The organism is Pseudomonas sp. SIMBA_041, assembly GCF_046535095.1.
In the GTDB taxonomy this organism is placed as follows: Bacteria; Pseudomonadota; Gammaproteobacteria; order Pseudomonadales; family Pseudomonadaceae; genus Aquipseudomonas; species Aquipseudomonas mucoides.
The window spans coordinates 294184-317876 of sequence record NZ_JAWRXJ010000008.1 but is presented as its reverse complement, the minus strand read 5'-3'; the positions used below and the strand labels follow the sequence as shown (position 1 = coordinate 317876).

The 23693-nt window shown below is 59.1% G+C and carries 24 protein-coding genes, 4 tRNA genes and 1 pseudogene; 14 read left to right on the top strand and 15 right to left on the bottom strand.

Annotated elements, in window-relative coordinates; all coding sequences use genetic code 11:
• Positions 1 to 216: 216 nt before the first annotated feature.
• Positions 217 to 639: a pilin gene (locus SB725_RS21230; protein ID WP_027924165.1), complete on the bottom strand. Its 423-nt coding sequence runs from the start codon at positions 637 to 639 to the stop codon at positions 217 to 219.
• A 225-nt stretch (positions 640 to 864) separates the two neighbouring features.
• On the opposite strand from SB725_RS21230, the gene pilB reads away from it, so the two are divergent.
• From pilB to yacG, 5 genes are read left to right on the top strand one after another with little or no spacing between them, the layout of a single operon-like run.
• Positions 865 to 2565, top strand: a complete 1701-nt coding sequence (gene pilB / locus SB725_RS21225) for a type IV-A pilus assembly ATPase PilB (RefSeq protein WP_027924166.1) — start codon at positions 865 to 867, stop codon at positions 2563 to 2565.
• Positions 2566 to 2567: 2 nt separating this feature from the next.
• Positions 2568 to 3785, top strand: a complete 1218-nt coding sequence (locus SB725_RS21220) for a type II secretion system F family protein (RefSeq protein ID WP_027924167.1) — start codon at positions 2568 to 2570, stop codon at positions 3783 to 3785.
• 1 nt (position 3786) lies between these two features.
• On the top strand, positions 3787 to 4659 hold the full coding sequence (locus SB725_RS21215) for a prepilin peptidase (RefSeq protein ID WP_059182143.1): 873 nt from the start codon (positions 3787 to 3789) through the stop codon (positions 4657 to 4659).
• Positions 4656 to 5279, top strand: coding sequence for a dephospho-CoA kinase (gene coaE / locus SB725_RS21210; protein WP_027924169.1), 624 nt, complete (start codon positions 4656 to 4658; stop codon positions 5277 to 5279). Before SB725_RS21215 ends, coaE begins: the two co-directional genes overlap by 4 nt.
• Complete coding sequence (yacG, locus tag SB725_RS21205) at positions 5276 to 5476, top strand: DNA gyrase inhibitor YacG (RefSeq protein ID WP_027924170.1); 201 nt, start codon at positions 5276 to 5278, stop codon at positions 5474 to 5476. Before coaE ends, yacG begins: the two co-directional genes overlap by 4 nt.
• Positions 5477 to 5480: 4 nt before the next feature.
• On the opposite strand, the gene SB725_RS21200 is transcribed toward yacG, so the two are convergent.
• The 3 genes from SB725_RS21200 to SB725_RS21190 form a co-directional block, all read right to left on the bottom strand.
• Complete coding sequence (locus SB725_RS21200) at positions 5481 to 5696, bottom strand: hypothetical protein (RefSeq protein WP_027924171.1); 216 nt, start codon at positions 5694 to 5696, stop codon at positions 5481 to 5483.
• A gap of 63 nt (positions 5697 to 5759) precedes the next feature.
• Positions 5760 to 6449 (bottom strand): energy-coupling factor ABC transporter permease, encoded by a 690-nt coding sequence (locus SB725_RS21195; RefSeq protein WP_027924172.1) that lies wholly within the window; start codon positions 6447 to 6449, stop codon positions 5760 to 5762.
• Positions 6446 to 6913 carry a hypothetical protein gene (locus tag SB725_RS21190; protein ID WP_027924173.1) on the bottom strand — a complete coding sequence of 156 codons (468 nt, stop codon included), beginning with the start codon at positions 6911 to 6913 and terminating at the stop codon, positions 6446 to 6448. Before SB725_RS21190 ends, SB725_RS21195 begins: the two co-directional genes overlap by 4 nt.
• Before the next feature lie 128 nt (positions 6914 to 7041).
• On the opposite strand from SB725_RS21190, the gene SB725_RS21185 reads away from it, so the two are divergent.
• The 5 genes from SB725_RS21185 to SB725_RS21165 all read left to right on the top strand — a co-directional run bounded on the left by SB725_RS21185 (position 7042) and on the right by SB725_RS21165 (position 10493).
• Positions 7042 to 7668, top strand: a complete 627-nt coding sequence (locus SB725_RS21185) for a DUF1780 domain-containing protein (RefSeq protein WP_027924174.1) — start codon at positions 7042 to 7044, stop codon at positions 7666 to 7668.
• A complete protein-coding gene (locus SB725_RS21180; RefSeq protein ID WP_059182142.1) occupies positions 7665 to 8192 on the top strand; it encodes an MOSC domain-containing protein in 528 nt (175 codons plus the stop codon). The genes SB725_RS21185 and SB725_RS21180 overlap by 4 nt, the downstream gene beginning before the upstream one ends.
• A 50-nt stretch (positions 8193 to 8242) precedes the next feature.
• Positions 8243 to 8416 (top strand): DUF3094 domain-containing protein, encoded by a 174-nt coding sequence (locus tag SB725_RS21175; RefSeq protein ID WP_032833555.1) that lies wholly within the window; start codon positions 8243 to 8245, stop codon positions 8414 to 8416.
• 60 nt (positions 8417 to 8476) lie between these two features.
• Positions 8477 to 9775 carry an NAD(P)/FAD-dependent oxidoreductase gene (locus SB725_RS21170; RefSeq protein WP_027924176.1) on the top strand — a complete coding sequence of 433 codons (1299 nt, stop codon included), beginning with the start codon at positions 8477 to 8479 and terminating at the stop codon, positions 9773 to 9775.
• A 319-nt stretch (positions 9776 to 10094) separates the two neighbouring features.
• Positions 10095 to 10493: a hypothetical protein gene (locus SB725_RS21165; protein ID WP_027924177.1), complete on the top strand. Its 399-nt coding sequence runs from the start codon at positions 10095 to 10097 to the stop codon at positions 10491 to 10493.
• Positions 10494 to 10555: 62 nt separating this feature from the next.
• Here the strand turns inward: SB725_RS21165 and SB725_RS21160 are convergent, their stop codons facing one another.
• The 9 genes and pseudogenes from SB725_RS21160 to rluD all read right to left on the bottom strand — a co-directional run bounded on the left by SB725_RS21160 (position 10556) and on the right by rluD (position 17608).
• Positions 10556 to 11419 (bottom strand): methyl-accepting chemotaxis protein, encoded by an 864-nt coding sequence (locus tag SB725_RS21160; protein WP_371258950.1) that lies wholly within the window; start codon positions 11417 to 11419, stop codon positions 10556 to 10558.
• Positions 11411 to 12181, bottom strand: a pseudogene (locus SB725_RS21155) (MCP four helix bundle domain-containing protein); the annotation flags it as partial. The pseudogene SB725_RS21155 and the gene SB725_RS21160, both read right to left, overlap by 9 nt.
• Before the next feature lie 171 nt (positions 12182 to 12352).
• Positions 12353 to 12429: transfer RNA gene (locus SB725_RS21150), tRNA-Pro, on the bottom strand.
• Positions 12430 to 12525: 96 nt separating this feature from the next.
• Positions 12526 to 12601: transfer RNA gene (locus SB725_RS21145), tRNA-Lys, on the bottom strand.
• 5 nt (positions 12602 to 12606) lie between these two features.
• Positions 12607 to 12683, bottom strand: a tRNA-Pro gene (locus SB725_RS21140).
• Between the two features lie 9 nt (positions 12684 to 12692).
• Positions 12693 to 12768: transfer RNA gene (locus SB725_RS21135), tRNA-Asn, on the bottom strand.
• A gap of 299 nt (positions 12769 to 13067) precedes the next feature.
• Positions 13068 to 15632 (bottom strand): ATP-dependent chaperone ClpB, encoded by a 2565-nt coding sequence (clpB, locus tag SB725_RS21130; RefSeq protein ID WP_194940747.1) that lies wholly within the window; start codon positions 15630 to 15632, stop codon positions 13068 to 13070.
• Between the two features lie 264 nt (positions 15633 to 15896).
• Complete coding sequence (pgeF, locus tag SB725_RS21125; protein WP_059182139.1) at positions 15897 to 16649, bottom strand: peptidoglycan editing factor PgeF; 753 nt, start codon at positions 16647 to 16649, stop codon at positions 15897 to 15899.
• Positions 16646 to 17608, bottom strand: coding sequence for a 23S rRNA pseudouridine(1911/1915/1917) synthase RluD (rluD, locus tag SB725_RS21120; protein ID WP_410922557.1), 963 nt, complete (start codon positions 17606 to 17608; stop codon positions 16646 to 16648). The genes pgeF and rluD overlap by 4 nt, the downstream gene beginning before the upstream one ends.
• 151 nt (positions 17609 to 17759) lie before the next feature.
• Between rluD and SB725_RS21115 the strand changes: the two genes are divergently transcribed.
• The 4 genes from SB725_RS21115 (at position 17760) to SB725_RS21100 (ending at position 22060) form a co-directional block, all read left to right on the top strand.
• A complete protein-coding gene (locus tag SB725_RS21115; protein WP_027924181.1) occupies positions 17760 to 18782 on the top strand; it encodes an outer membrane protein assembly factor BamD in 1023 nt (340 codons plus the stop codon).
• A gap of 122 nt (positions 18783 to 18904) precedes the next feature.
• Positions 18905 to 19138 carry a PP0621 family protein gene (locus tag SB725_RS21110; protein WP_027924182.1) on the top strand — a complete coding sequence of 78 codons (234 nt, stop codon included), beginning with the start codon at positions 18905 to 18907 and terminating at the stop codon, positions 19136 to 19138.
• Positions 19128 to 20717, top strand: coding sequence for a sensor histidine kinase (locus SB725_RS21105; RefSeq protein ID WP_194940749.1), 1590 nt, complete (start codon positions 19128 to 19130; stop codon positions 20715 to 20717). Before SB725_RS21110 ends, SB725_RS21105 begins: the two co-directional genes overlap by 11 nt.
• Before the next feature lie 2 nt (positions 20718 to 20719).
• Positions 20720 to 22060: a sigma-54-dependent transcriptional regulator gene (locus SB725_RS21100; protein WP_032833556.1), complete on the top strand. Its 1341-nt coding sequence runs from the start codon at positions 20720 to 20722 to the stop codon at positions 22058 to 22060.
• Between the two features lie 72 nt (positions 22061 to 22132).
• On the opposite strand, the gene thiO is transcribed toward SB725_RS21100, so the two are convergent.
• Positions 22133 to 23233, bottom strand: a complete 1101-nt coding sequence (gene thiO, locus SB725_RS21095) for a glycine oxidase ThiO (RefSeq protein WP_410922556.1) — start codon at positions 23231 to 23233, stop codon at positions 22133 to 22135.
• 55 nt (positions 23234 to 23288) lie between these two features.
• Positions 23289 to 23690, bottom strand: coding sequence for a type IV pilin protein (locus tag SB725_RS21090; protein WP_027924186.1), 402 nt, complete (start codon positions 23688 to 23690; stop codon positions 23289 to 23291).
• Positions 23691 to 23693: the final 3 nt, after the last annotated feature.

Sequence of the window (23693 nt, the reverse complement as noted above, 5' to 3'; positions counted from 1 at the left end):
CAATAAATCCTTATAAATCAATAGCTTGCAAATTAGACCCATTTTCGAAATCATGCAAAATGCATGACCTGGGAAATCTCTGCATGCAACATGCGGCTTTTCACAAAGTTCCTAACACGCTGAATTTTTTGGCTTTTTTTCTGTGTCTGAAAGACATTCGCAAGCAAAAAAAAGCCCCGTGTCCTTTGGACGCGGGGCTGTTCTGGAGGTCAGCCTTCAGGTAGCGGAACCCGTGCAACCTTTAGGCACGTAGTCCTGTTGAGCGGTGCTGGTACACGACCAGCCATTGGTTGCATCGCGGGTCAAGGTAATGGTCTTGCTCAGCACTGGCGCCGGTGCATTCAGAATCGTGCACACAATCGTGCCCGCGCCTGTGGACGCCGTGCCAGTCACCGCGACCGTACAATTGCTGGTCGTGGCACTACCTGCCGGCGCCACGTTGGCAACCGTTGGCGCAGTGCCCTGGTTGATCACATCTTCATACGGCACCTTCATCGCGGAAATCTCGGCCAGACCCGCCGTCACTTTCGCCCGGGCCTGATATTTGGAATACATCGGCAACGCAAACGTCGCCAGAATCCCGATGATCGCCACCACGATCAGCAGTTCGATCAGGGTAAAACCTTTCTGAGTCTTCATAGACAAGCTCCATGCATGAGTCGGAATCTCATGATCTGAAAGAGCTCCAGCACAGCCCGTGCCAAGCGCTACAGCCCCTGCTGGCGGGGAGCAGTGTCGATCAAAGGACCTTTGCGACACCCAGCAACCGCACTATCTGACACTTTTTGTCACCTCAACACGGCTGGTTGGGCTCGGGTCCTTGACTAGGCTATAAGTCATGAACTGTCTGTGTCCGGTATCCCAATGAATGACATCGCCCTTAGCGGTCTGGCCAAGCAATTGGTCCTGGCCGAGCTGCTCACTGACAAAAGCGCGCAACAGGCGTATCAGCAAGCCCAACGCAATAAAATCTCCCTGGTCAGTTACCTGGTGCAAAACAAACTGGTGAAGAGCCGCCAGATCGCCGAGATCGCCTCGGAGCATTTCGGCATGGCGCTGCTCGACCTCAATGGCCTGGACAGGGAAACCCAGCCCAAGGGACTGGTCAGCGAAAAACTGATCCGCCAGCACCACGCCCTACCCCTCTGGCGGCGCGGCAACAAGTTGTTCGTGGGGGTTTCCGACCCGACCAATCATCAGGCGATCAATGACATCCAGTTCAGCACCGGGCTAAACACCGAAGCCATCCTGGTGGAGGACGACAAACTCAGTGAGGCCATCGAAAAATTCTTCGACAGCCACGCCAGTGGCCTGGAAGACATGGCAGACGTTGACCTCGATGGGTTGGACATCGAGTCGGCCGACGACAACAAAAATGACGCCATCGCCGGGCAGGATGCCGATGACGCCCCCGTGGTGCGGTTCGTCCACAAAATGCTGCTCGACGCGATCAAGAGCGGCTCTTCCGACCTGCACTTCGAGCCCTACGAAAAAACCTACCGGGTGCGGATGCGCACCGACGGCATGTTGCGCGAAGTGGCCAAGCCGCCCATCCAGTTGGCCAGCCGCATTGCGGCGCGGCTGAAAGTCATGGCCAGCCTGGACATCTCTGAGCGGCGCAAACCTCAGGACGGGCGGATCAAGATGCGCCTGTCCAAAAGCAAGTCCATCGACTTTCGGGTCAATACCCTGCCGACCTTGTGGGGCGAGAAAGTGGTGATCCGGATCCTCGACCCGGCCAGCGCGCAAATGGGCATTGATGCCCTCGGCTACGAACCCGACCAGAAAGACCTGTACATGGCCGCCCTGAAGCAGCCACAGGGGATGATTCTGGTCACCGGTCCCACCGGCTCGGGCAAGACCGTGTCGCTCTACACCGGCCTGAATATTCTCAACACCGTCGACATCAACATTTCCACCGCCGAAGACCCGGTGGAGATCAACATGGAAGGCATCAATCAGGTCAACGTCAATCCCAAGCAAGGGCTGGATTTCGCCCAGGCACTGCGTTCGTTCCTGCGCCAGGACCCGGACGTGATCATGGTCGGCGAAATCCGTGACCTCGAAACCGCCGAGATCGCCATCAAGGCCGCGCAGACCGGGCACATGGTGCTGTCCACTTTGCACACCAACAGCGCGGCCGAAACCCTGACCCGTTTGCTCAACATGGGCATTCAGGGCTTCAACATCGCCACCTCGGTCACCCTGATCATCGCCCAGCGACTGGCGCGCAAATTGTGCAGTCACTGCAAGACACCCCTCGAGATTCCCCGCGAAACGCTGCTCAAGGAAGGCTTTCCCGAGGAACGCATCGGCTCATTCACGATCTATGATCCGGTCGGTTGCGATCAGTGCAACGGCGGCTACAAAGGGCGAGTCGGGATTTATGAAGTGGTGAAGAACACCAAGGACCTGCAACGGCTGATCATGGCCGAAGGCAATTCACTGGAAATCGACAGTCAGATGCGCAAGGACGGTTTCAACGACTTGCGCACCTCGGGCCTGATCAAGGCCATGCACGGCGTCACCAGCCTTGAAGAAATCAACCGGGTCACCAAGGACTGAACATGGCGGTCAAAGCAGCAAAAATCAGCGTCTATGCCTGGGAAGGCACAGACCGCAAAGGCACGAAAATGACCGGCGAGCTGAGCGGCCAGAACCCGGCGTTGATCAAGGCTCAACTGCGCAAGCAAGGCATCAACCCCGGCAAGGTGCGCAAGAAATCCGCGTCGTTTTTCAACCTGGGCAAACGCATCAAGGCCCAGGACATAGCCCTGTTCACCCGGCAGATGGCGACCATGATGAAAGCCGGCGTGCCGCTCCTGCAATCGTTCGACATCATCGGCGAAGGCTTCGATAACCCGGCGATGCGCAAGCTGGTGGACGAGGTCAAACAGGAAGTGGCGGCGGGTAACAGCTTCGCCGCGTCCCTGCGTAAGAAGCCGCAGTATTTCGATGAGCTTTACTGCAACCTGGTGGACGCCGGCGAGCAGGCCGGCGCCCTCGATACCCTGTTGGAGCGGGTTGCGACTTACAAGGAAAAGAGCGAAAGCCTCAAGGCCAAGATCAAGAAAGCCATGACCTACCCGCTGGCGGTGGTCTTCGTCGCGATCATTGTCACCGGGATTCTGCTGGTCAAGGTCGTGCCGCAGTTCGAGTCAGTGTTCAAGGGCTTTGGGGCCGAATTGCCGGCGTTCACAGTGATGGTCATCGGTCTGTCGGAATTCATGCAGCAGTGGTGGTGGGCAATGCTCGGCGGGGTGTTCGCGGGCATTTTCGGTGTGCGTCACGCCTTCAGGAAATCCCCGGGGTTTCGCGACTGGCTGGACACCTGGCTGTTGAAACTGCCGTTGATTGGCACGCTGATGTACAAGTCTGCCGTGGCCCGCTACGCCCGCACGCTGTCGACCACCTTTGCCGCTGGCGTGCCACTGGTCGAAGCGCTGGATTCAGTGGCCGGCGCCACCGGCAACATCGTGTTCAAGCGCGCGGTGTTGCGCATCAAGCAGGACGTGTCGACCGGCATGCAGCTGAATTTTTCCATGCGCACGTCCGGCATCTTTCCCAACATGGCGATTCAGATGACAGCCATTGGCGAAGAGTCCGGTGCGCTGGACGACATGCTCGACAAGGTCGCGAGCTTCTACGAAGACGAAGTGGACAACATGGTCGATAACCTCACCAGCCTGATGGAGCCATTCATCATGGTCGTGCTCGGTGTTATCGTCGGAGGCCTTGTGGTTGCGATGTACCTGCCCATCTTCCAACTCGGCTCAGCGATCTGACATGCCATTGACTGAAATCCTCACGGTTTACCCGGCGTTTTTCGTGGTCATCGCCTTGGCGGTGGGCCTGGTGGTGGGCAGTTTTCTCAATGTGGTGGTCTGGCGCCTGCCAAAAATGCTCCAGCGCGAATGGCGACTGCAAGCCCATGACGTGCTGGGCGTGCCTCCCGAAGTGCCGGGCCCGACCTACAACTTGATGCTGCCCCACTCCCACTGCCCGCACTGCGACCATCGGATTCGCGCGTGGGAAAACATTCCGGTGCTCAGTTACCTGTTTTTACGCGGTCGCTGCTCAAGCTGCGCCGCACCGATCAGCAAGCGCTATCCGCTGACCGAACTGGCGTGCGGTCTGCTTTCGGCGTTTATCGCCTGGCATTTCGGTTTCGGCTGGCCGGCTTGCACGGTGCTGATCCTGACCTGGGGCTTGCTGGCGATGAGTCTGATCGACGCCGAGCACCAACTGCTGCCGGATGTGCTGGTATTGCCGCTGCTTTGGCTGGGGTTGATCGTCAACAGCTTCGGCGTTTTCGTCTCACTGCATGAAGCGCTCTGGGGGGCAGTGGCCGGGTATATGGCATTGTGGTCGGTGTATTGGCTGTTCAAACTGCTCACCGGCAAGGACGGGATCGGCCATGGCGATTTCAAGTTACTGGCCATGCTCGGTGCCTGGGGCGGCTGGCAGATTTTGCCACTGACGATCCTCCTGGCATCGCTGGTAGGCGCCCTTCTCGGGGTGATTTTGTTGCGCCTGCGCGACGCGAAAACCTCGTCGCCAATCCCCTTTGGCCCCTATCTGGCGATTGCCGGCTGGATTGCCTTGCTCTGGGGTGGTCAAATAACCGACTTCTATTGGCAGTTTGTCGGTTTGAAATGAATACCCCTGTGGAAAAACCCTGGATTCTTGGCCTGACCGGCGGCATCGGCAGCGGCAAAAGCGCGGCGGCCCAACACTTCATCGACCTCGGTATCCACGTCGTCGACGCTGATCATGCGGCGCGTTGGGTGGTGGAACCGGGTCGCCCGGCGCTGGCCGCCATCGCCGAACACTTCGGCCCCGGCGTGCTGCAAGCCGATGGGCAACTGGACCGCGCCGCTCTTCGAAAACTGATTTTTGAAGTGCCGGAAGAACGCCTGTGGCTCGAAGGCCTGCTGCATCCGTTGATCGGTGAAGAAATCGCACACAATCTGGCCAAGGCACAATCGCCCTACGCGATTCTGGTTTCGCCACTGTTGATCGAGTCCGGGCAGTACGCCATGACCCAACGGGTGCTGGTGATCGATGCGCCGGAACAGTTACAGATCGAACGCACCTTGCAGCGCGACCAGACCAGCGAGCAACAGGTCCAGGCGATCCTCAAGGCCCAGTCCAGCCGCGAAGACCGCTTGAGCCATGCCGACGATGTGGTGGTCAACGACCGCGACCTCGCCTGGCTGCACAGCGAGGTCGAACGCCTGCATCACTTTTACCTTACTTTGCGTGGAGGCCAGTCATGAGCCAACCAACAACCGTCGAATGCCCAACCTGTGGCGCGCCTGTCGAATGGAGCCCCGAGAACAAATTTCGGCCGTTCTGCTCGGACCGTTGCAAATTGATCGACCTCGGGGCATGGGCATCGGAAGAACACAAGATTCCGGTCAGCCCGGACGCTGAAGACGAGCTGTTCAGCGAAGATTTCGACCCGCGCCACTGATTTCTCAGGGCCGCATAAAACCGTAGTCCTGGTCGTCATCGAGGTTTTCCGCGAGAAAGCGCAACTCGTCAGCCAGGTCCTCGATACTGCGCACCGCCTTGCTTTGTTGCACCACTGCGCTGAGCAAGGCGCGCAGGCTCAACCCCGGATCAAAACCCACCTCCTGCGCCCCATCCAGACTCTGACGCAGCTCCTGTCTTGCCCATTCGTACACACTCATGTCGATGCTCCTCAAGATTTTGTCGAGCATGAGTTCACCGGCGTTTAGCCGATTTGATGTGGATCAAGAATTCGGATCGTCGTCTTTCCAAGGGGCCGACAGGTAGCGTGTGCGATTGAACGTCTCCAGCCATTCCGGGCAAAACACCACCAACGCGCTGACGATCATGCCGTTGATGAACGCTTCCGGAAAAATCAGCAGCCACAGATAGCCGACAAAATCTTCGAGCCAATACGGCATGACAAAAATTTCGTCGTACCACAGCACCCCCAGCGCCAGCAGCAGACACAACAATGCCGACAGCGCGGCGGCAAAAAAACCCGAACAGAAGATATACACAAAGGGATTTCGCGGTTGCGCCCGCTCTACCAGGATGGCGATGCACTCAGTGACCAGCACGGGTAGCAAAATCAGCAACGCCCCGTTCACCCCTACGGCGACCAGGTCCTGACGCCCGAGCAGCACCAGCCCGAACTGCGCAATCAAGCCACCGACGATTGCCAGCGGCCAGTCCAGCAACAACGTGACGGCCGTCATACCGATGAAGTGATAAGACACGCCGGTATCAAAATCCCGCCGCACCAGCCACAGCATAAACAGCGCGAACACCGTACCGAACAGCAAATGCTGGCGCCGACTGTCGGTGAATAACTCCACCCACGGCGCACGCCAGATCGCCCAGAGCAGCACGGGCACATAGATCAGCCAGCCGACCGTCAGCGTTTCGGGTGACAGCAGCTCGGCACCGATCATGGCCGGACCTTCTCCAGCGCCTCATGCAGCTGCGCGGCCGTGCTGTATTCGTGTTGCGCCACCAATTGGCCTGCCTTGAGTTGCAGCCACAGCACTTTATCCTCTGCACCTGGGTAACGCGGCACTACGCGCCCCTCACGGTCCAGCATTACCCTGTAGGAATAATCGCGCATGGCCGGAATGGCAAACATCTTCGCGATCAGCTGTGGCATGCGTTGGATGTCCGCTAGAAATACAACGTGCCGCGCCTCCAGATAGCCTTTGGGCTGGCCTTGCAACGCCGCCTCAACCAGTTTGGCGGCTTCCATGCTCCGCGCCACCAGCAGCGTCTGAGTCTGATTATCGAGCGTGAAGGCCTGATCGAACTGATCGAGCAGGGTCCAGGGCGCCAGTCGCTCACCCACCTCCAGCGCCTGGGCCCACACGGGTAGAAAACTGAGCAGCAACACCGGCCAATATTTCACGTTCACACCTCGTACTATCGCTTACGCATGATGGCCATCAGTCTACACCGCCGATTCTGACTGCCCAGTGATCTCCAATGCCGGTAAACGGTTTCTGCTTGTCGCATTTGAACGCTAAGCTTGGGCATATGGATGACTCAGATTATTTACGCCTGCTGACCATTGCGGCCGAGCAAGCCAACGCGTTCCTTTCCAATGCCCGCAAATGGGAGCGTGAGCGTTGGGTGTGCCAGCGCCTGCTGCAAGGCCTGAACATTTCCTACCGCGCCGACGAGTTCGCCCCGGCCGGGGAGCCGCCGGACGTGTTGTTTCGCGAGGCGAATTTCGAAGTGTTCTTCGTACTCGATGAGGGCCGCCGACTGAACGACGAATGGCGCGACGAGCTGCAACGTCGGCGCAGCGCGTTCTCACTGAGCCAGTTGGTGCGCCGCGAAGCCAAGCCTAAGCGCATTCCTGCCAATGAGTTTTTGCTGCGACTGGCGCCGACCTTGCGCAAAAAAGCGCACAACTACAAAGAACGCGGCATGGACCTGGGGGAGCTCGACATCATCGCCTTCGCCAGCCTCAAGCGTGAAGTGCTGGACCTCAACAGCCATTTTCCGCCGCCCACCGAATATTTGCGCCAGGGCTGGCGTTCGTTGTCGCTGGTCGGCCCGACATTCGCCCGGGTGCTGTTCGCGCACCCGGATGCGCCGGATTTCCTGCGCAGCAACCTGGGGCGCAGCATCGTCTTCGATGTCGGAATCAGCCTGTGAGCCCATTGCAGGAATTGATCGCACATGTCCCGCAAACTGGCCGAGTCCGCTGGATCGGCGTGCGCCCGGAACCTCACGTACCGATGATCGAACTGGATGCAGTGGAAGCGCGACTCGAGGCCGGCTTGACTGGCGATCGAGCCCGTCCTGGCATCCGTAACGCGCGGCAGGTGACATTGATTCAATGGGAACACTTGGCCGTCATCAGTTCGCTGATGGGCCGCCCGGACGATCAACCGGTTTTACCTGATGATTTGCGGCGCAACCTCGTTATTAGCGGTATCAACCTGTTCAGTCTCAAGGGTCGGCGCTTCCGGATCGGTCAGGCGATTTTCGAAACCACCGGTTGGTGCCAGCCTTGCGCGCGTCTGCAAAACAACCTCGGCCCCGGGACCTTTCAGGCCGTGCGTGGCCATGGCGGAATCACCGCTCGGGTGATACAAAGTGGAATCATTCGACTGGACGACACGGTGAGCGTCGAGCCCATCCCGGACAGCGGCTATGCTCCGTTCAACGTGCGTTAAATCTGCCTGTAGCTTCTACACATTCAGCAACGTCTACTGACGAGGCCTTTATGACCAGCCGCCTGAACCCCGACGACCAAAAGCATGTCGAAGAGTACCTGCACTTGTCCCAGCACCAAGTCGAGCGCCGGCCTTTCCGGCCGTGGATGCTCCTGGTGGTGGTGTTGGCAGTGACCATAGGCCTTGGCCTGTTGAGCCGATTTATCAGTTACCTGACGCTATGAGCTGCCTTGCGCTCGCTCGGATAACCGTACCGATTTCTTTTAGCCTTGCGAGTTATCCCCATGTCCCATCGTATTGTTATTGTCGGCGGCGGCGCCGGCGGTCTGGAGTTGGCTACCCGTCTGGGTAAGACTCTGGGCAAGCGTGGCACGGCCAGTGTGATGCTGGTCGACGCGAACCTGACCCACATCTGGAAACCGCTGCTGCACGAAGTGGCGGCCGGGTCGCTGAACTCTTCCGAAGACGAACTCAACTATGTTGCCCAAGCCAAATGGAACCACTTCGAGTTCCAGCTGGGGCGCATGAGCGGGCTCGATCGCACGCAGAAAAAAATCCAGCTGGCCGCCACTTACGACGAAGCCGGCCTGGAACTGGTGCCCGCCCGTGAAGTGGGTTACGACTCGCTGGTGATCTCGGTCGGCAGCACCACCAATGATTTCGGCACCCAGGGCGCGGCGCAGCATTGCCTGTTCCTCGACACCCGCAAACAGGCCGAACGCTTCCACCAGCAATTGCTCAACCATTATCTGCGTGCCCATGCCGGGCAAACCGACAAGGTCGAACAGATCAGCGTGGCCATCGTCGGCGCCGGGGCCACCGGTGTCGAACTCGCTGCCGAGCTGCACAACGCAGCGCATGAACTGGCGGCGTATGGTCTGGACCGGATCAAACCGGAAAACATGCACATCACCCTGATCGAAGCCGGTCCACGGGTATTGCCGGCCCTGCCGGAACGCATCGGCGGGCCTGTGCATAAAACCCTGGAGAAACTCGGGGTCAACGTCATGACCAATGCGGCGGTCAGTGAAGTGACGGCCGACAGCCTGATCACCGCCGATGGCAAAGTGATCAACGCGAGCCTGAAAGTCTGGGCCGCCGGGATTCGTGCGCCGGGCTTCCTCAAGGACATCGATGGCCTGGAAACCAACCGCATCAACCAGCTGCAAGTGCTGCCGACCCTGCAAACCACCCGCGACGAGAACATCTTCGCATTCGGCGATTGCGCGGCCTGCCCGCAACCAGGTACCGATCGCAATGTGCCGCCGCGCGCTCAGGCGGCGCATCAGCAGGCGTCGTTGCTGGCCAAATCGCTGAAGCTGCGGATCGAGGGCAAGGCGTTGCCGGAGTACAAGTACACCGATTACGGCTCGTTGATCTCGCTGTCGCGTTTTTCGGCTGTGGGTAACTTGATGGGCAACCTGACGGGCAGCGTGATGTTGGAGGGCTGGCTGGCGCGGATGTTTTACGTGTCGCTGTACCGCATGCACCAGATGGCGCTGTATGGGGCGTTCCGTACGGCGATGCTGATGCTGGGCAGTAAAATCGGGCGCGGGACTGAACCGCGACTCAAACTGCACTAAAATTTCCGGCATGCGTCAGGGCCTCATCGCGGGCACGCCACACTCCCACAGTTGATCTGCATCCTCCTGTGGGAGCGTGGCGTGCCCGCGATGCAGTCGCCTCGGGCTCACCTGCAAACACTTCTGTGTCTCACTGTATCTCCCCCTGCGTTTTCGCCCCTTCGCTTACAAACTCCCCCCTTGCGCGACACAGTAGCGATACACACATCCCGCTAAATGGCCACACCCGAGCAAGGCAACCCGCCAGCTTCGGTTGTCGCCGCACTTACGTGGCAACCCTCTATCAAGTGGTTGTGTCGTGCAACCCAGGAGAATTGAAATGTCCCGTACTACCAAAAACACTATCGGTCTGCTTGGCGCTGTTCTGGCGGGCGGCATGATGTTGACCGGCTCCGTCTTCGCTTCGCAGCCATTGACTCAAGGCTATCTGTTGGCCTCGGCTGAACAGGTGGTGAAAACCCCTGAAGGCAAGTGTGGCGAAGGCAAGTGTGGCGATGCGTCGATGGCCAAGACTGACACTGATGGCGACGGCAAGGTCTCCCGCGCCGAATTCCAGGCTGTCGCGCCGAAATCCAACTTCGACAAGATCGACACTAACCACGATGGCTTCATCGACGAGCAAGAAGCGTTTGATAACGTGAAAGCCAACTACGAAGCCAACGGCAAGAAAATGCCAAAAGGCCTGTTCGAGCACCTGAAAGACCAAGACGGCGCCTAAGCCTCTGAGCACCACGCCCCGCTTTCTCTACCGAGAAGCGGGGCTTTTTTCGTCGGGCGGATTTACACCTGGAAGCGTTGCACCATAGTGCTCAACGAATTGGCCAGGCGTGAGAGCTCATGGCTGGAGGCACTGGTCTGATTCGCCCCGGCAGCGGAACGCACGGACAGATCGCGAATATTCACCAGATTGCGATCCACTTCTCGCGCCACTTGGGCCTGTTCTTCAGCCGCGCTGGCGATCACCAGATTGCGCTCATGGATCTGGTGAACCGAGTCGGTGATGGTCTGCAGCGCTTCACCCGCACGCTCGGCCAGGGCCAGCGTCGTCGCTGCGCGAGTTGAGCTCGCTTGCATCGAATCCAGCGCCTGGGTCGAGCCGCTGCGCATCCCCTGAACCATTTGTTCGATTTCCTGGGTCGATTGCTGCGTGCGATAAGCCAGTGCGCGAACTTCATCGGCCACCACTGCAAATCCTCGGCCGCTTTCCCCAGCGCGCGCCGCTTCGATGGCGGCGTTGAGCGCCAGCAGATTGGTCTGCTCGGCAATCGCGCGAATCACATCCAGCACCTTGCCAATGTCCTGCGACTGGTTGGCCAGGGACTGAACCAGGCCACCCGTCACTTGCACATCACTGGCTAGCGCACCGATGGCCGTGACCGTTTCGCTGACGCGCTCCTGACCGGCGTGGGCGGATTCGCTGGATTGGCGCGTAGCGTCGGACGTCGACACCGCATTGCGGGCAACCTCCTCAACCGCTGTGGTCATCTCGTTGACGGCCGTGGCGGCTTGTTCGATCTCGTTGTTCTGCTGTTGCAGGTTTTGCGTGCTGTCGAGGGTGACCGCGTTCAACTCATCCGCCGCCGTCGCCAGTTGCGCCGCCGAGCCGCTGATGCCTTGCAAGGTGTCGCGCAGGTTCTGCTGCATGGTTGCCAGCGCCTTGAGCAAGCGGCTGACTTCGTCGTTGCCATGGGTTTCGATCGGCCGCGTCAGATCGCCACGAGCTACGTTTTCCGCGGCCTGCAACGCTTCGCCCAAGGGCTTGACGATGCTGCGGGTCAGCAACATGGCCAGGCCGACGGTGGCCAGTGCCGCCAATGCGATGAACAGGCTGACGATCATTCGCGAGGTGTCGTAATGCGCGGCGGATTTCTCGCTTTCGGCGGCGACTTGCCTGGCGAACAGGTCCGCCAGATCACTGAGCTGTTTACCGGAGCCATCGACCACGGTTTTCATGTCAATCAGCAGCAATTTGGTCAGTTCGTCACGACGACCTTGTTCCGCCAGGGAAAACGATTGGGCAATACCGGAACGGTAGGCCGCGAAGGTGGTTTTGAACTGGTCATATAACGCCTTGCCTTCGGCCGTGTTTACCAACTTGTCGTACGCGGCGATCCTGTCGCTGAGCTCCTTGTCGCGAGTATCCATCTGGCTGCGGTATTGAGGAATGTTCCTGGGGTCCTGATCCAGGGCCATGCGCAGGGAAATGGTACGGATGCGCAACATGATTTCGCGGATCTCGTCGCCACCGCGAATGCTCGGCAGCCATTGCTTCTCCACCGCCACCTCACTGTCGCGAATGCTCGACATCTGCCCCAGCGCAAACACACCGAGCAAGGCAACCAACACGGCGATCAGGGCAAACCCCAAGGCCGCCCGAGGAGCAATATTCAACTGACGAAGCAACATAACGAACGCCCTTTTCTTGTAATGGCCTGGATAAGGGGCGTGTGTCGGCAGAACCCCGTCGCTTCGCTATCGGCAAGTTGTACGATGACTTGAAGGGAATCGCCTTTTCGGCAGACAAAAAACGGCAGACAAAAAAAATCCCCGTATCTTTCGATACGAGGATTTTTAATATGGTCGGGGTAAGGGGATTCGAACTCCTGACATCCTGCTCCCAAAGCAGGCGCGCTACCGGACTGCGCTATACCCCGGTAAAAAAAAGGCGACCTTCACAAGTCGCCTTCTTCGATCAGCGCTTTTGGCCTCTGATCTTAAGATCTGATCCCAGCGTTAACTGGTTTCAAAAATGGTGGGTCGTGTGGGATTCGAACCTACGACCAATTGGTTAAAAGCCAACTGCTCTACCAACTGAGCTAACGACCCAAAAATGGTCGGGGTAAGGGGATTCGAACTCCTGACATCCTGCTCCCAAAGCAGGCGCGCTACCGGACTGCGCTATACCCCGGTTTGAAATTGGCTCCGTGACCAGGACTCGAACCTGGGACCCAATGATTAACAGTCATTTGCTCTACCGACTGAGCTATCACGGAACTAGATATTTCAATTTACAACGGTGAAGCTTTTTGCGTTCTCTTCGACCCGTTCGCATCGCTGCGTTCGTGTGTCTGAGGCGCGCTATTCTACAATCTTCAGCACCTCTGTCAACCCCCTAAATTGCTTTCAAGTTAATGATTTGCAACTTATTTTGGATTCCTGCTTGGGGAGCGGAAACCCTGGCGGGTGACTGACTGCGGGGCGCACTTTACAAGCCTTTTCCTTAGAGTTCAACAGCCTGGCGAAAAAAAGGCCTCGCAATGCGAGGCCTCGTCGGTTTTGTTGCCTGGATGGGTCAGACGAATACGATTTCGTCGTTTTCCACCACACCCTTGGCGGTATCGCCGGGCATGAAACGACCCGACAGAATCAACTGAGCCAGCGGGTTCTCGATCCAGCGCTGAATCGCTCGTTTGAGCGGACGTGCGCCGTACACTGGGTCGTAACCCACCGCGATCAGCTTATCCATGGCCTCAGGGCTCAGTTCCAGCTTCAGTTCACGCTCGGTCAGGCGACTGCGCAGGCGACCCAACTGAATCTCGGTAATGCCCGCGATCTGATCCCGCGCCAATGGCTCGAAGATCACCACTTCGTCGACCCGGTTGATGAACTCCGGCCGGAAGTGGGTGGAAATCGCATCCATCACCGCCGCGCGCTGTGCCTCACGATCACCGACCAGTTCCTGGATCTGTACCGAGCCCAGGTTGGACGTCATGACGATCACGGTGTTCTTGAAATCCACCGTGCGGCCATGGCTGTCAGTCAAGCGGCCATCTTCCAGCACTTGCAGCAAGATGTTGAACACATCCGGGTGGGCCTTCTCGACCTCATCCAGGAGGATCACCGAGTAAGGCTTGCGACGCACCGCCTCGGTCAGGTAACCGCCCTCTTCATAGCCTACATAGCCTGGTGGCGCACCAATCAGCCGGGCCACGGAATGTTTCTCCATGAACTCGGACATGTCGATCCGCACCATCGCCTCTTCAGTATCAAAGAGGAACTCGGCCAGTGCCTTGCACAGCTCGGTTTTACCGACACCGGTCGGGCCGAGGAACATGAACGAACCGCTCGGGCGATTCGGGTCGGACAACCCGGCCCGGGAACGCCGCACCGCATTGGAGACCGCGATGACTGCTTCGTCCTGGCCGATCACACGCTGGTGCAACAGGCTTTCCATCTTCATCAGCTTGTCGCGCTCGCCTTCGAGCATTTTTGACACCGGAATGCCGGTCCACTTCGACACGACTTCAGCGATTTCTTCCTCAGTCACCTTGCTGCGCAACAACTGGTTCTCGCTTTTACCGTGCTGGTCGACCATTTGCAGGCTGCGCTCCAGGTCCGGGATCACCCCGTATTGCAGCTCGGCCATGCGGTTCAGGTCGCCTTTACGGCGTGCGGCTTCCAGTTCCTGACGGGACTGTTCGATTTTTTGCTGGATCTGTGCAGAACCCTGGACTTCGGCTTTTTCCGCATTCCAGATTTCTTCGAGGTCCGAGTACTCACGCTCGAGGCGGACGATTTCTTCCTGGAGTTTTTCCAGGCGTTTGATCGCCGCTTCATCGCTTTCTTTCTTCAGTGCCTGGGATTCCACCTTCAACTGAATCAGGCGACGCTCCAGACGGTCGAGCACTTCCGGCTTGGAGTCGATCTCCATGCGGATGCGGCTGGCCGCTTCGTCGATCAGGTCGATGGCCTTGTCCGGCAACTGACGGTCAGTGATATAGCGATGGCTGAGCTTGGCCGCTGCAATGATGGCGCCGTCGGTGATCGCCACCTTGTGGTGAACCTCATAGCGTTCTTTGAGGCCACGCAGTATCGCGATGGTGTCCTCTTCACTCGGCTCATCCACCAACACTTTCTGGAAGCGCCGCTCGAGGGCTGCGTCCTTCTCTATATATTGGCGGTACTCATTGAGCGTGGTCGCGCCGACGCAATGCAGCTCGCCGCGCGCCAGCGCAGGCTTGAGCATATTGCCCGCATCCATCGAGCCTTCGCCTTTACCGGCGCCGACCATGGTGTGCAGTTCGTCGATGAACAGAATGATCTGCCCTTCCTGCTTCGACAGCTCGTTGAGCAGCGATTTCAGGCGCTCTTCAAACTCACCGCGATACTTGGCACCGGCGATCAGCGCCCCCATGTCGAGGGACAGCAGACGTTTGCCTTTCAGGCCGTCCGGCACTTCGCCGTTGATGATGCGCTGGGCCAGACCCTCGGCAATGGCGGTTTTACCCACACCAGGCTCACCGATCAGCACCGGGTTGTTTTTGGTACGGCGTTGCAGGACCTGAATGGTCCGGCGAATTTCGTCGTCACGGCCGATGACCGGATCGAGCTTGCCTTCTTCGGCGCGCTTGGTCAGGTCGACGGTGTATTTATCCAGCGCCTGGCGCGATTCCTCGTGGTTGGCATCGTTGACCGCTTCGCCACCACGCAGGTTATTGATCGCGTTTTCCAGGGCTTTCTTGCTCACGCCCTGCCCCAGCAACAACTTGCCGAGCTTGCTGTTCTCGTCCATGGCGGCGAGCAGCACGAGTTCGCTGGAGATGAACTGGTCGCCCTTCTGCTGGGCCAGGCGATCAGCCTGATTAAGCAGGCGCGCCAGATCCTGCGACATGTTCACGTCGCCGGTCGGGTTCTGGATTTTCGGCAGCTGGTCGAGCTCTTTGGTCAGCTCTTTACGCAGGCTGTTGACGTCGAAACCGACCTGCATCAGCAGGGGTTTGATCGAGCCGCCCTGCTGTTCGAGCATGGCCTGCATCAAGTGCGCCGGCTCGATGCCGGGATGGTCGAGGCCGACGGCCAAGGATTGGGCGTCGGAGAGTGCTAACTGCAATTTGCTGGTTAATCGATCTATGCGCATGGGTCACCTTCCTTTTGAGCAGGCCGGACCTATAAAACATCCTGAATGAAGAAACCTGCCAGATACCGTTATAGATGCGGTCGATTCTGGGAGTTTCAAGCGTCGATCAGTTGATGCAGATCAGAGAAGTCTAGCGTTTGTGCCCTGTCTCACGAATACGTTCCTCTTTTGACGAGTGGCTGTTGTCGTCAGGCAAGGCGCCGCGACGAGTCATAGCCCGCTATGGCGAGGGGCGGCAACGCAGCATGACGGCAACAGACACCGTCAAAAAGGAACAGTATTCGTGAGACAGGGCACTTCAAGCCAGATAAGGGAGGCAAAGCGGCCCGTTTGAGGACTGCGGCGGTAAGAAAAGAAGCGCGGATCGGTCACGGTGCAAAAACCGCCACCGTAAACAGCGGTGACACCACGGGCCGCCAGACGCAAACGCGCCAGTTCGTAGATATCGGCCATGAACTTGCCAGCATTGGCACTCGGCACAAAGGCTTTGGCGGCTTCCGGCAATTGCTCGACGAAGGTTTCGCGCACTTCCGGGCCGACTTCAAAGGCTTTGGGGCCAATGGCCGGGCCGAGCCAGACCAATACGTCAACGGGCGGCACGTCCAGGCTGTCGAGCGTTGCTTCCAGCACCCCCGCCGCCAATCCACGCCAACCGGCATGGGCCGCCGCAACGCGAGTGCCGGCACGGTTGCAAAACAGCACCGGCAGACAGTCAGCGGTCATTGAAGCGCAGGCAATACCGGGCGTGGCTGTCCAACTGGCGTCAGCAGTGACGACCTGGCCTGGGTCCGCGTGGGCCACGGCAATGCCGTGAACCTGTTGCAGCCAGGCCGGTTGAATAGAGAAATGATCGGTGAGACGACGGCGATTTTCGGCCACAGCTTCGGGGCTGTCGTCGACGTGATCGCCGAGGTTGAGGCTGTCGAACGGCGCCAGACTGACGCCGCCCGCACGGGTGGTCACGCAGGCTTTCACCCCGGCAGGCGCAGGCCAGTCGGGAATCAGCCAGTCACTCATCCGATGAACGCCTCACGGTCTTGCTTGAGCAGGGTCAGCAACCAGACGAAATCGTCCGGCAGCGGCGATTCCCAGCTCATGCGTTTACCGGTGGTCGGGTGATCCAGTTCCAGGAACCGCGCATGCAGGGCCTGGCGCGGGAACGCCTTCAACGATTCGACCATGGTCATACTGGCTGCCGGCGGGATACGGAAGCGACCGCCGTAGGCAGGGTCTCCGACCAACGGGTAGTTGATGTGGGCCATGTGCACACGAATCTGGTGGGTACGACCGGTTTCCAGCTTCACCCGCACGTGAGTGTGGGAGCGGAAACGCTCGAGCACGCGATAGTGGCTGACGGCTTGTTTGCCGCCTTCCATGACCGCCATGCGCTGGCGTTGCTGGCCGTGACGACCGATTGGCGCATTGATCTTGCCGCCTGCCGTCACCACGCCGATCACGATACATTCGTAGATCCGGCTTACGCTGCGGCTCTGCAATTGCGTGACAAGCTGTGTCTGCGCCTGAATGGTCTTGGCCACCACCATCAGACCGGTGGTGTCCTTGTCCAGGCGATGCACGATACCGGCGCGGGGCACATTGATAATGTCCGGCACGTGGTGCAGCAAGGCGTTGAGCAAGGTGCCATCAGCGTGGCCGGCAGCCGGATGCACCACCAGACCCGCAGGTTTGTTGATCACCAGGATGTCGTCGTCTTCATAGACGATGTCCAGTTCGATGTCTTGAGCGATCCATTCGCCCTGAGCTTCCTGCTCGGCGGTCAGTTCAAGAATGGCGCCACCGTGAACGATGTCTCGCGGGCGGATAACCGCCCCATCCACAGTCAGGCGGCCGTCTTTGATCCAGGCGGAAAGGCGCGAGCGCGAGTGCTCAGCGAATAATTGTGCGGCGACTTGATCGAGGCGTTGGCCGCCCAATTCGGACGGCACCTCTGCGCGAAGTTCAATTTTATCGGACATGCTCAGACTAGGCGTCGGCACAGCCTTTGGTTTCGGCTGCGCGCTTGTGGTTAAATACGGCGTCTTTTGCCCCGAGGCTATTCAACGGGGCGCTCATCATAACAGGACGGCCCCGCCCAAGACAGCGGCCGTCATAGGGACGCAAGCCGCCATGCAAGTGAAACACCTGCTGCTGATCGCCATCCTCGCATTGACCGCTGCTTGCTCATCGAAGGAAGTCGTAGACGAAAACCTTAGCGAAGTCGAGCTGTACCAGCAGGCTCAGAACGATCTGGACAATAGTAGCTATACCAGCGCCATTGCCAAGTTGAAGGCTCTGGAATCGCGCTATCCGTTCGGTCGCTACGCTGATCAGGCTCAACTCGAGCTCATTTACGCCAACTACAAGAACACCGAGCCTGAAGCCGCCAAGTCTGCTGCCGAGCGTTTCATTCGCCTGCACCCGCAGCATCCGAACGTGGATTACGCCTACTATCTGAAAGGTTTGACGTCGTTCGACCAGGACGTCGGCCTGCTGGCGCGCTTCCTGCCGCTGGACATGACCAAGCGTGACCCCGGTGCCGCTCGCGACTCCTACAATGAGTTCGCCCAGCTGACCAGCCGCTTCCCGAACAGCCGCTACTCGCCGGATGCCAAGCAGCGCATGATTTACCTGCGCAACCTGCTGGCCTCCTACGAGATTCACGTTGCCGACTACTACCTGACCCGTCAGGCCTATGTCGCCGCCGCAAACCGTGGCCGTTACGTGGTGGAAAACTTCCAGGAAACCCCGTCCGTCGGTGACGGCCTGGCGGTCATGACTGAAGCCTACCAGCGCCTGCACCTGGACGAACTGGCAGCCACCAGCCTCGAAACCCTGAAGCTCAACTACCCGAACCACCCAAGCCTGGTGGACGGTCAGTTCCAGCCTTCGGTTGCCGAAGCCGACAACCGTTCGTGGTTGAGCAAGGCCACCCTGGGCCTGATCGAATCCCGTCCGCCGCTGCCGCCGGGCGAAACCCGCGCCAACCAGGACGTGCAGAAGCAGTACCAGGATGCCAAGGACGCGATTCCGAGCGAGCTGAAGCCTAAAGATGGCAATGGCGATGCCGTCGAAGAAGAGCAACACGAGTCCGAAGGCAACAGCAGCGACCGCTCGTGGTTCAGCTACATGACCTTTGGCGTGTTTGACTGACACCTCAGGTTGTACAAAAAGGAGCCTCGCGAGGCTCCTTTTTTATGGGCGTGATGATTACGCTGTGCGCTCGGCATGACCTTGGCTAAACTGCTGAATCACTCGTCATAAAGCAGCTCACCATGCTTCGTTTACTGTTCTGGATCGCCCTGATTGCCGCTGCAGTATGGTTCTGGCGCAAGTTCAAGGGCGCGGCTAATGCCCCAAGGTCCTCCGCCGAGCTGGAGGCGGCTCCCATGGTCCGTTGCGCCCATTGCGGCGTGCACTTGCCCCGCGACCGCGCGCTGAGCCTTCAACAACAGTGGTATTGCAGCCAGGCTCACCTTGAGCAAGGCCCGGGCCCAAGTGGTCGCTGAGACCTCCAGTCCCGGCGGCAAACAGGCTCAGCGACTGCTGCGCCTCTATCACCTCTACCGTTTAAGTATCGGCATCACCCTCGTGCTGTTGATGACCAGCAACCTGGACAACCAGTTGCTGGCGTTCGCCAATGACGACCTGTTGCGCAATGGCAGCTGGTTGTACCTGGTACTGAACATTCTGCTGGTGGTGTTCCTGGAAAACACCCGCCGGCCGGCGCAGCTGTTCAGCCTGGCGCTGGTCGATGTCTTGCTGCTCTGCGGTTTGTTCTACGCCGCGGGCGGAGTGGCCAGCGCCATCGGCAATCTGTTGATTGTGTCGGTGGCCATCAGCAATACCCTGCTGCGTGGGCGTGTCGGCCTGTTAATCGCCGCGGTCGGCGCGCTGGGCATCGTCAGTTTGAGCTTCCTCCTGAGCTTCAGCCATCCGGCCAGCCCCAACGATTATCTGCAAGTCGGCATGCTCGGCGCACTCTGTTTTGCCGCGGCTTTGCTGGTGCAAGGGCTGAGCAGACGCCTGGAAGTCAGCGAACACCTCGCCGAACAGCGAGCCGGCGAAGTGATGGGGCTCGAAACGCTCAATGCGCTGATCCTGCAACGCATGCGCACGGGCATTCTGGTGCTCGACGAACAGCGACGAGTGCAACTGGCCAATCACAGCGCATTGATCCTGCTGGGGCACAAAGCACTCGACGGACGGCTGATCGACGATTTTTCCCCGACGCTGGTCGAACGTCTCCAGCTGTGGCTCAACAATCCGATCTTGCGCCCGCAAAGCCTGAAAATCCCCGCCAGCGGCCTGGAGCTGCAACCCAGCTTCATTGCCCTGGACCAAAGCCCGAACCCACAAACCCTGGTTTTTCTCGAAGACATCGCTCAGGTTGCACAACAGGCGCAGCAATTGAAACTCGCCGCCCTCGGTCGACTGACGGCGGGTATTGCCCACGAAATCCGCAATCCATTGGGTGCCATTAGTCATGCCGCGCAATTGCTGCGCGAATCCGAGGAACTCAACGGTGCGGATCGGCGTCTGACCCAGATTATTCAAGACCACTCTCAGCGAATGAATCGGGTTATCGAAAACGTCCTGCAACTGTCTCGCCGCCAGCAAACCGTCCCGCAACGGCTGGACCTGAAGCCGTGGCTGGAAAGGTTCGTTGCTGAAACCCGTGAGAACGCGAACGACGCCCAGCAGATCCACCTGCGTATGGGTTCCGGCGACTTCAACACCTTGATGGACCCAAACCAGCTCACCCAGGTCCTGGACAATTTGTTGCGAAATGCCTGGCGCCACAGCGCCCTGAATCACGACACGGCTCAGGTCTGGCTCGAGTTGTTTGTCGATACCGACAGCCAATTGCCGGTTCTCGAGGTTGTGGACGACGGCCCCGGCGTGGCGCCCGACCAGCAGGGGCATTTGTTCGAGCCGTTTTTTACCACCAGTAGCCAAGGCACAGGCCTTGGGCTTTATCTGTCCCGTGAGCTGTGCGAAAGCAACCAGGCCCGCCTAGACTTCAAACCACGCCAAGGCGGCGGCTGCTTTCGCATCACTTTTGCTCACGGACGGAAACAAAGTTGAACATGAGCCCACGGCCCAAAGTCCTGATCGTCGACGACGAACCGGATATCCGCGAACTCCTGGAAATCACCCTGGGACGGATGAAACTCGATACCTTCAGTGCCCGCAACCTGGTCGACGCCCAAGCCTTGCTGGCCCGGGAAACCTTCGATCTGTGCCTGACCGACATGCGCCTGCCCGACGGCACCGGCCTTGAGCTCGTGCAACACATCCAGAAGCGTTACGCACAGGTGCCGGTGGCGATGATCACGGCCTACGGCAGCCTTGAAACAGCCATTAACGCACTCAAGGCCGGCGCCTTCGACTTCCTGACCAAACCGGTCGACCTCACTCGCCTGCGGGAACTGGTCACCAGCGCCCTGCGCCTGCCTGCTCCAGCCGACGCCAGTACGGCGATTGATCGCCGGCTGCTGGGCAACTCGCTGCCCATGCGTAACCTGCGCAAACACATCGACAAACTCGCCCGCAGCCAGGCGCCGGTGTACATCAGCGGCGAGTCCGGCAGCGGCAAGGAGTTGGTTGCAAGACTGATCCACGAACAAGGCCCGCGAGCTCATCACCCCTTCGTCCCGGTCAACTGTGGGGCGATTCCGTCAGAGCTGATGGAAAGCGAGTTCTTCGGGCATCGCAAAGGCAGTTTCAGCGGCGCCGTCGAAGACAAGCGCGGACTGTTCCAGGCCGCCCAGGGCGGCACGCTGTTCCTCGATGAAGTCGCGGATTTGCCGTTGGCGATGCAGGTCAAACTGCTGCGTGCGATTCAGGAAAAAGCCGTGCGCAGTATTGGCGAGCAACAGGAAACCGTGGTCGATGTGCGCATCCTTTGCGCCACCCACAAAGACCTTGAGGCCGAAATCGTCGCCGAGCGTTTTCGTCAGGATTTGTACTACCGGCTCAACGTGATCGAACTGCGGGTTCCGCCCTTGCGCGAACGCCGTGACGACATCGAGGCATTGGCCAGCCATGTGCTCAAGCGCTTGGCGGCCGACAGCGGCCGACCTCCCGCGACACTCCATCCGCTCGCCCTGGATGCGCTCAAAAGCTATCGCTTTCCCGGCAATGTGCGGGAACTGGAGAACGTTCTCGAACGGGCTCACACCTTGTGCGAGAACAAGCAGATCGAAACCAGCGATTTACGATTGGCCGACGGTAATTGCGCGGCAGAAGGCGGGGTGCCGGACCTGACGCAGATCGACAATCTGGAAGACTATCTGGAAAACATCGAGCGCAAAGTCATCCTCCAGGCGCTGGAGGAAACCCGCTGGAACCGTACGGCGGCGGCTCAGCGGTTGAATTTGTCGTTCAGGTCGATGCGTTACAGGCTCAAAAAACTGGGCCTGGATTAAGGGCCCCTTGGCGAGCAGGCTCCGGGCGGCGTTCCGACGAAGGCAATATGACAGTCACCGTAGATCCTGTGACTAGATACGTCCGACCGGTGCATAAGGCGTGGGATCAATAATCGGCTCACGCCCCAGCATCACATCCGCAAACAACTGACACGACGCCGGCGCCAGCACCAGCCCGTTTCGGTAGTGCCCGCAATTGAGCCAAAGCCCTTCAAACCCCGGCACCTGACCGATATAAGGAATGCCTTCCGGCGAGCCCGGCCGCAATCCGGCCCAGTGCCCGACGACTTCGGCCTCCGCCAGCGCGGGAATCAACTCCACCGCCGATGCCTTCAGGCTTTCCAAAGCCGAATCGGTCGGCGTCTTGTCGTAGCCTTCATGCTCCAGCGTACTGCCGATCAGAATGTGCCCGTCGCGGCGGGGAATCGCGTAACGCCCTTTGGCCAATACCATGCTCGGCAGAAAATCGGCCGCGCACTTGTACAGAATCATCTGCCCTTTTACCGGTTCGACCGGCAGCGCCAAGCCCAGCCCCTTGAGTAAATCTCCACTCCAGGCGCCAGCGGTCAGCACCACTTGATCGCCCTGAATGGCCCCCGTCGAAGTCTGCACGCCAACGACTTGATCGCCTTCACGAATAAACCCGCTGACTTCGCACTGCTCATGGATGGTCACATTTGGCAGTGCCAGCAACGCAGCCTTCAGCGACTTCACCAGCCGCGGATTGCGCACATTGGCCACATCGGCCATGTAGATCGCCCGCGAGAACCCCGTGCCCAATACTGGCACCGCATTGTGTGCCGCCGAGATATCCACAGCCCGCAGCGGGCGGTTTTGCCGTTTGGCCCACACCAGTGCCTCGGCTTCGTCATCCAGGTCCAGCCAGTACAGGCCGGTGGTGTGAACTTCAGGATCGACTCCGGTCGCAGCAAACAAACGCTCACCGAGCTGTGGATAAAAATCCTGAGACCAATGCGCCAACGCAGTGACCGCCGGGTTGTAGCGCCACGGGTAGAGTGGCGAAACAATCCCGCCGCCCGCCCATGACGACTCCTGCCCGACGTTCGAACGATCCAGCAGCACCACGCTGCGCACTTCGGACGCGAGATTGAACGCCGTCAGCAGCCCGATCACCCCGCCGCCGACAATCACCACTTGCTGTTGCCTGGTCATGTTCAGATCCAACCGTTAAATAGACAGAGGGCGCAAAAGGCGCCCGAAAGGAAACTCAGCGACCCCAGCAATCCTTGGCGGTCAAACCGGCTGTGGCGTTGACCATGTTCCGGACACCGGTATTGGTGAGGGTGAAATCCCCGCACTTGTCGGTTGCCATGCTCGAACCGGCCTTGCGCACGGCCGTCAGCAGGAAGGTCTGGTCAGTGATAGTCGGGGTGATGGTGTAATAGTCATTGCCGACGCTCAGGCCTGTGGCGCCGGTGTAGACATTGCTCTTGGTGTAGAACCGTTCAAGGATCTGCGCCTGCTCCGACAACACCCCGGCGATTTCGCTGCGCCGGCCCTTCTTCAGGTACTCGGTGAAGCTCGGGGCGGCAATGGTCATGACGATCCCGATGATCGCAATCACGATCATGATTTCGATCAGGGTAAAACCTCGGTTGGATCTACGCATGCC

What these genes read in the sequence shown, in the direction of transcription:
- SB725_RS21230 (WP_027924165.1), bottom strand. Translation starts at nt 639, where the DNA reads ATGAAGACTCAGAAAGGTTTTACCCTGATCGAACTGCTGATCGTGGTG.
- pilB (WP_027924166.1), top strand. Translation starts at nt 865, where the DNA reads ATGAATGACATCGCCCTTAGCGGTCTGGCCAAGCAATTGGTCCTGGCC.
- SB725_RS21220 (WP_027924167.1), top strand. Translation starts at nt 2,568, where the DNA reads ATGGCGGTCAAAGCAGCAAAAATCAGCGTCTATGCCTGGGAAGGCACA.
- SB725_RS21215 (WP_059182143.1), top strand. Translation starts at nt 3,787, where the DNA reads ATGCCATTGACTGAAATCCTCACGGTTTACCCGGCGTTTTTCGTGGTC.
- coaE (WP_027924169.1), top strand. Translation starts at nt 4,656, where the DNA reads ATGAATACCCCTGTGGAAAAACCCTGGATTCTTGGCCTGACCGGCGGC.
- yacG (WP_027924170.1), top strand. Translation starts at nt 5,276, where the DNA reads ATGAGCCAACCAACAACCGTCGAATGCCCAACCTGTGGCGCGCCTGTC.
- SB725_RS21200 (WP_027924171.1), bottom strand. Translation starts at nt 5,696, where the DNA reads ATGAGTGTGTACGAATGGGCAAGACAGGAGCTGCGTCAGAGTCTGGAT.
- SB725_RS21195 (WP_027924172.1), bottom strand. Translation starts at nt 6,449, where the DNA reads ATGATCGGTGCCGAGCTGCTGTCACCCGAAACGCTGACGGTCGGCTGG.
- SB725_RS21185 (WP_027924174.1), top strand. Translation starts at nt 7,042, where the DNA reads ATGGATGACTCAGATTATTTACGCCTGCTGACCATTGCGGCCGAGCAA.
- SB725_RS21175 (WP_032833555.1), top strand. Translation starts at nt 8,243, where the DNA reads ATGACCAGCCGCCTGAACCCCGACGACCAAAAGCATGTCGAAGAGTAC.
- SB725_RS21170 (WP_027924176.1), top strand. Translation starts at nt 8,477, where the DNA reads ATGTCCCATCGTATTGTTATTGTCGGCGGCGGCGCCGGCGGTCTGGAG.
- SB725_RS21165 (WP_027924177.1), top strand. Translation starts at nt 10,095, where the DNA reads ATGTCCCGTACTACCAAAAACACTATCGGTCTGCTTGGCGCTGTTCTG.
- SB725_RS21160 (WP_371258950.1), bottom strand. Translation starts at nt 11,419, where the DNA reads ATGCAGCAGAACCTGCGCGACACCTTGCAAGGCATCAGCGGCTCGGCG.
- clpB (WP_194940747.1), bottom strand. Translation starts at nt 15,632, where the DNA reads ATGCGCATAGATCGATTAACCAGCAAATTGCAGTTAGCACTCTCCGAC.
- pgeF (WP_059182139.1), bottom strand. Translation starts at nt 16,649, where the DNA reads ATGAGTGACTGGCTGATTCCCGACTGGCCTGCGCCTGCCGGGGTGAAA.
- rluD (WP_410922557.1), bottom strand. Translation starts at nt 17,608, where the DNA reads ATGTCCGATAAAATTGAACTTCGCGCAGAGGTGCCGTCCGAATTGGGC.
- SB725_RS21115 (WP_027924181.1), top strand. Translation starts at nt 17,760, where the DNA reads ATGCAAGTGAAACACCTGCTGCTGATCGCCATCCTCGCATTGACCGCT.
- SB725_RS21110 (WP_027924182.1), top strand. Translation starts at nt 18,905, where the DNA reads ATGCTTCGTTTACTGTTCTGGATCGCCCTGATTGCCGCTGCAGTATGG.
- SB725_RS21100 (WP_032833556.1), top strand. Translation starts at nt 20,720, where the DNA reads ATGAGCCCACGGCCCAAAGTCCTGATCGTCGACGACGAACCGGATATC.
- thiO (WP_410922556.1), bottom strand. Translation starts at nt 23,233, where the DNA reads ATGACCAGGCAACAGCAAGTGGTGATTGTCGGCGGCGGGGTGATCGGG.
- SB725_RS21090 (WP_027924186.1), bottom strand. Translation starts at nt 23,690, where the DNA reads ATGCGTAGATCCAACCGAGGTTTTACCCTGATCGAAATCATGATCGTG.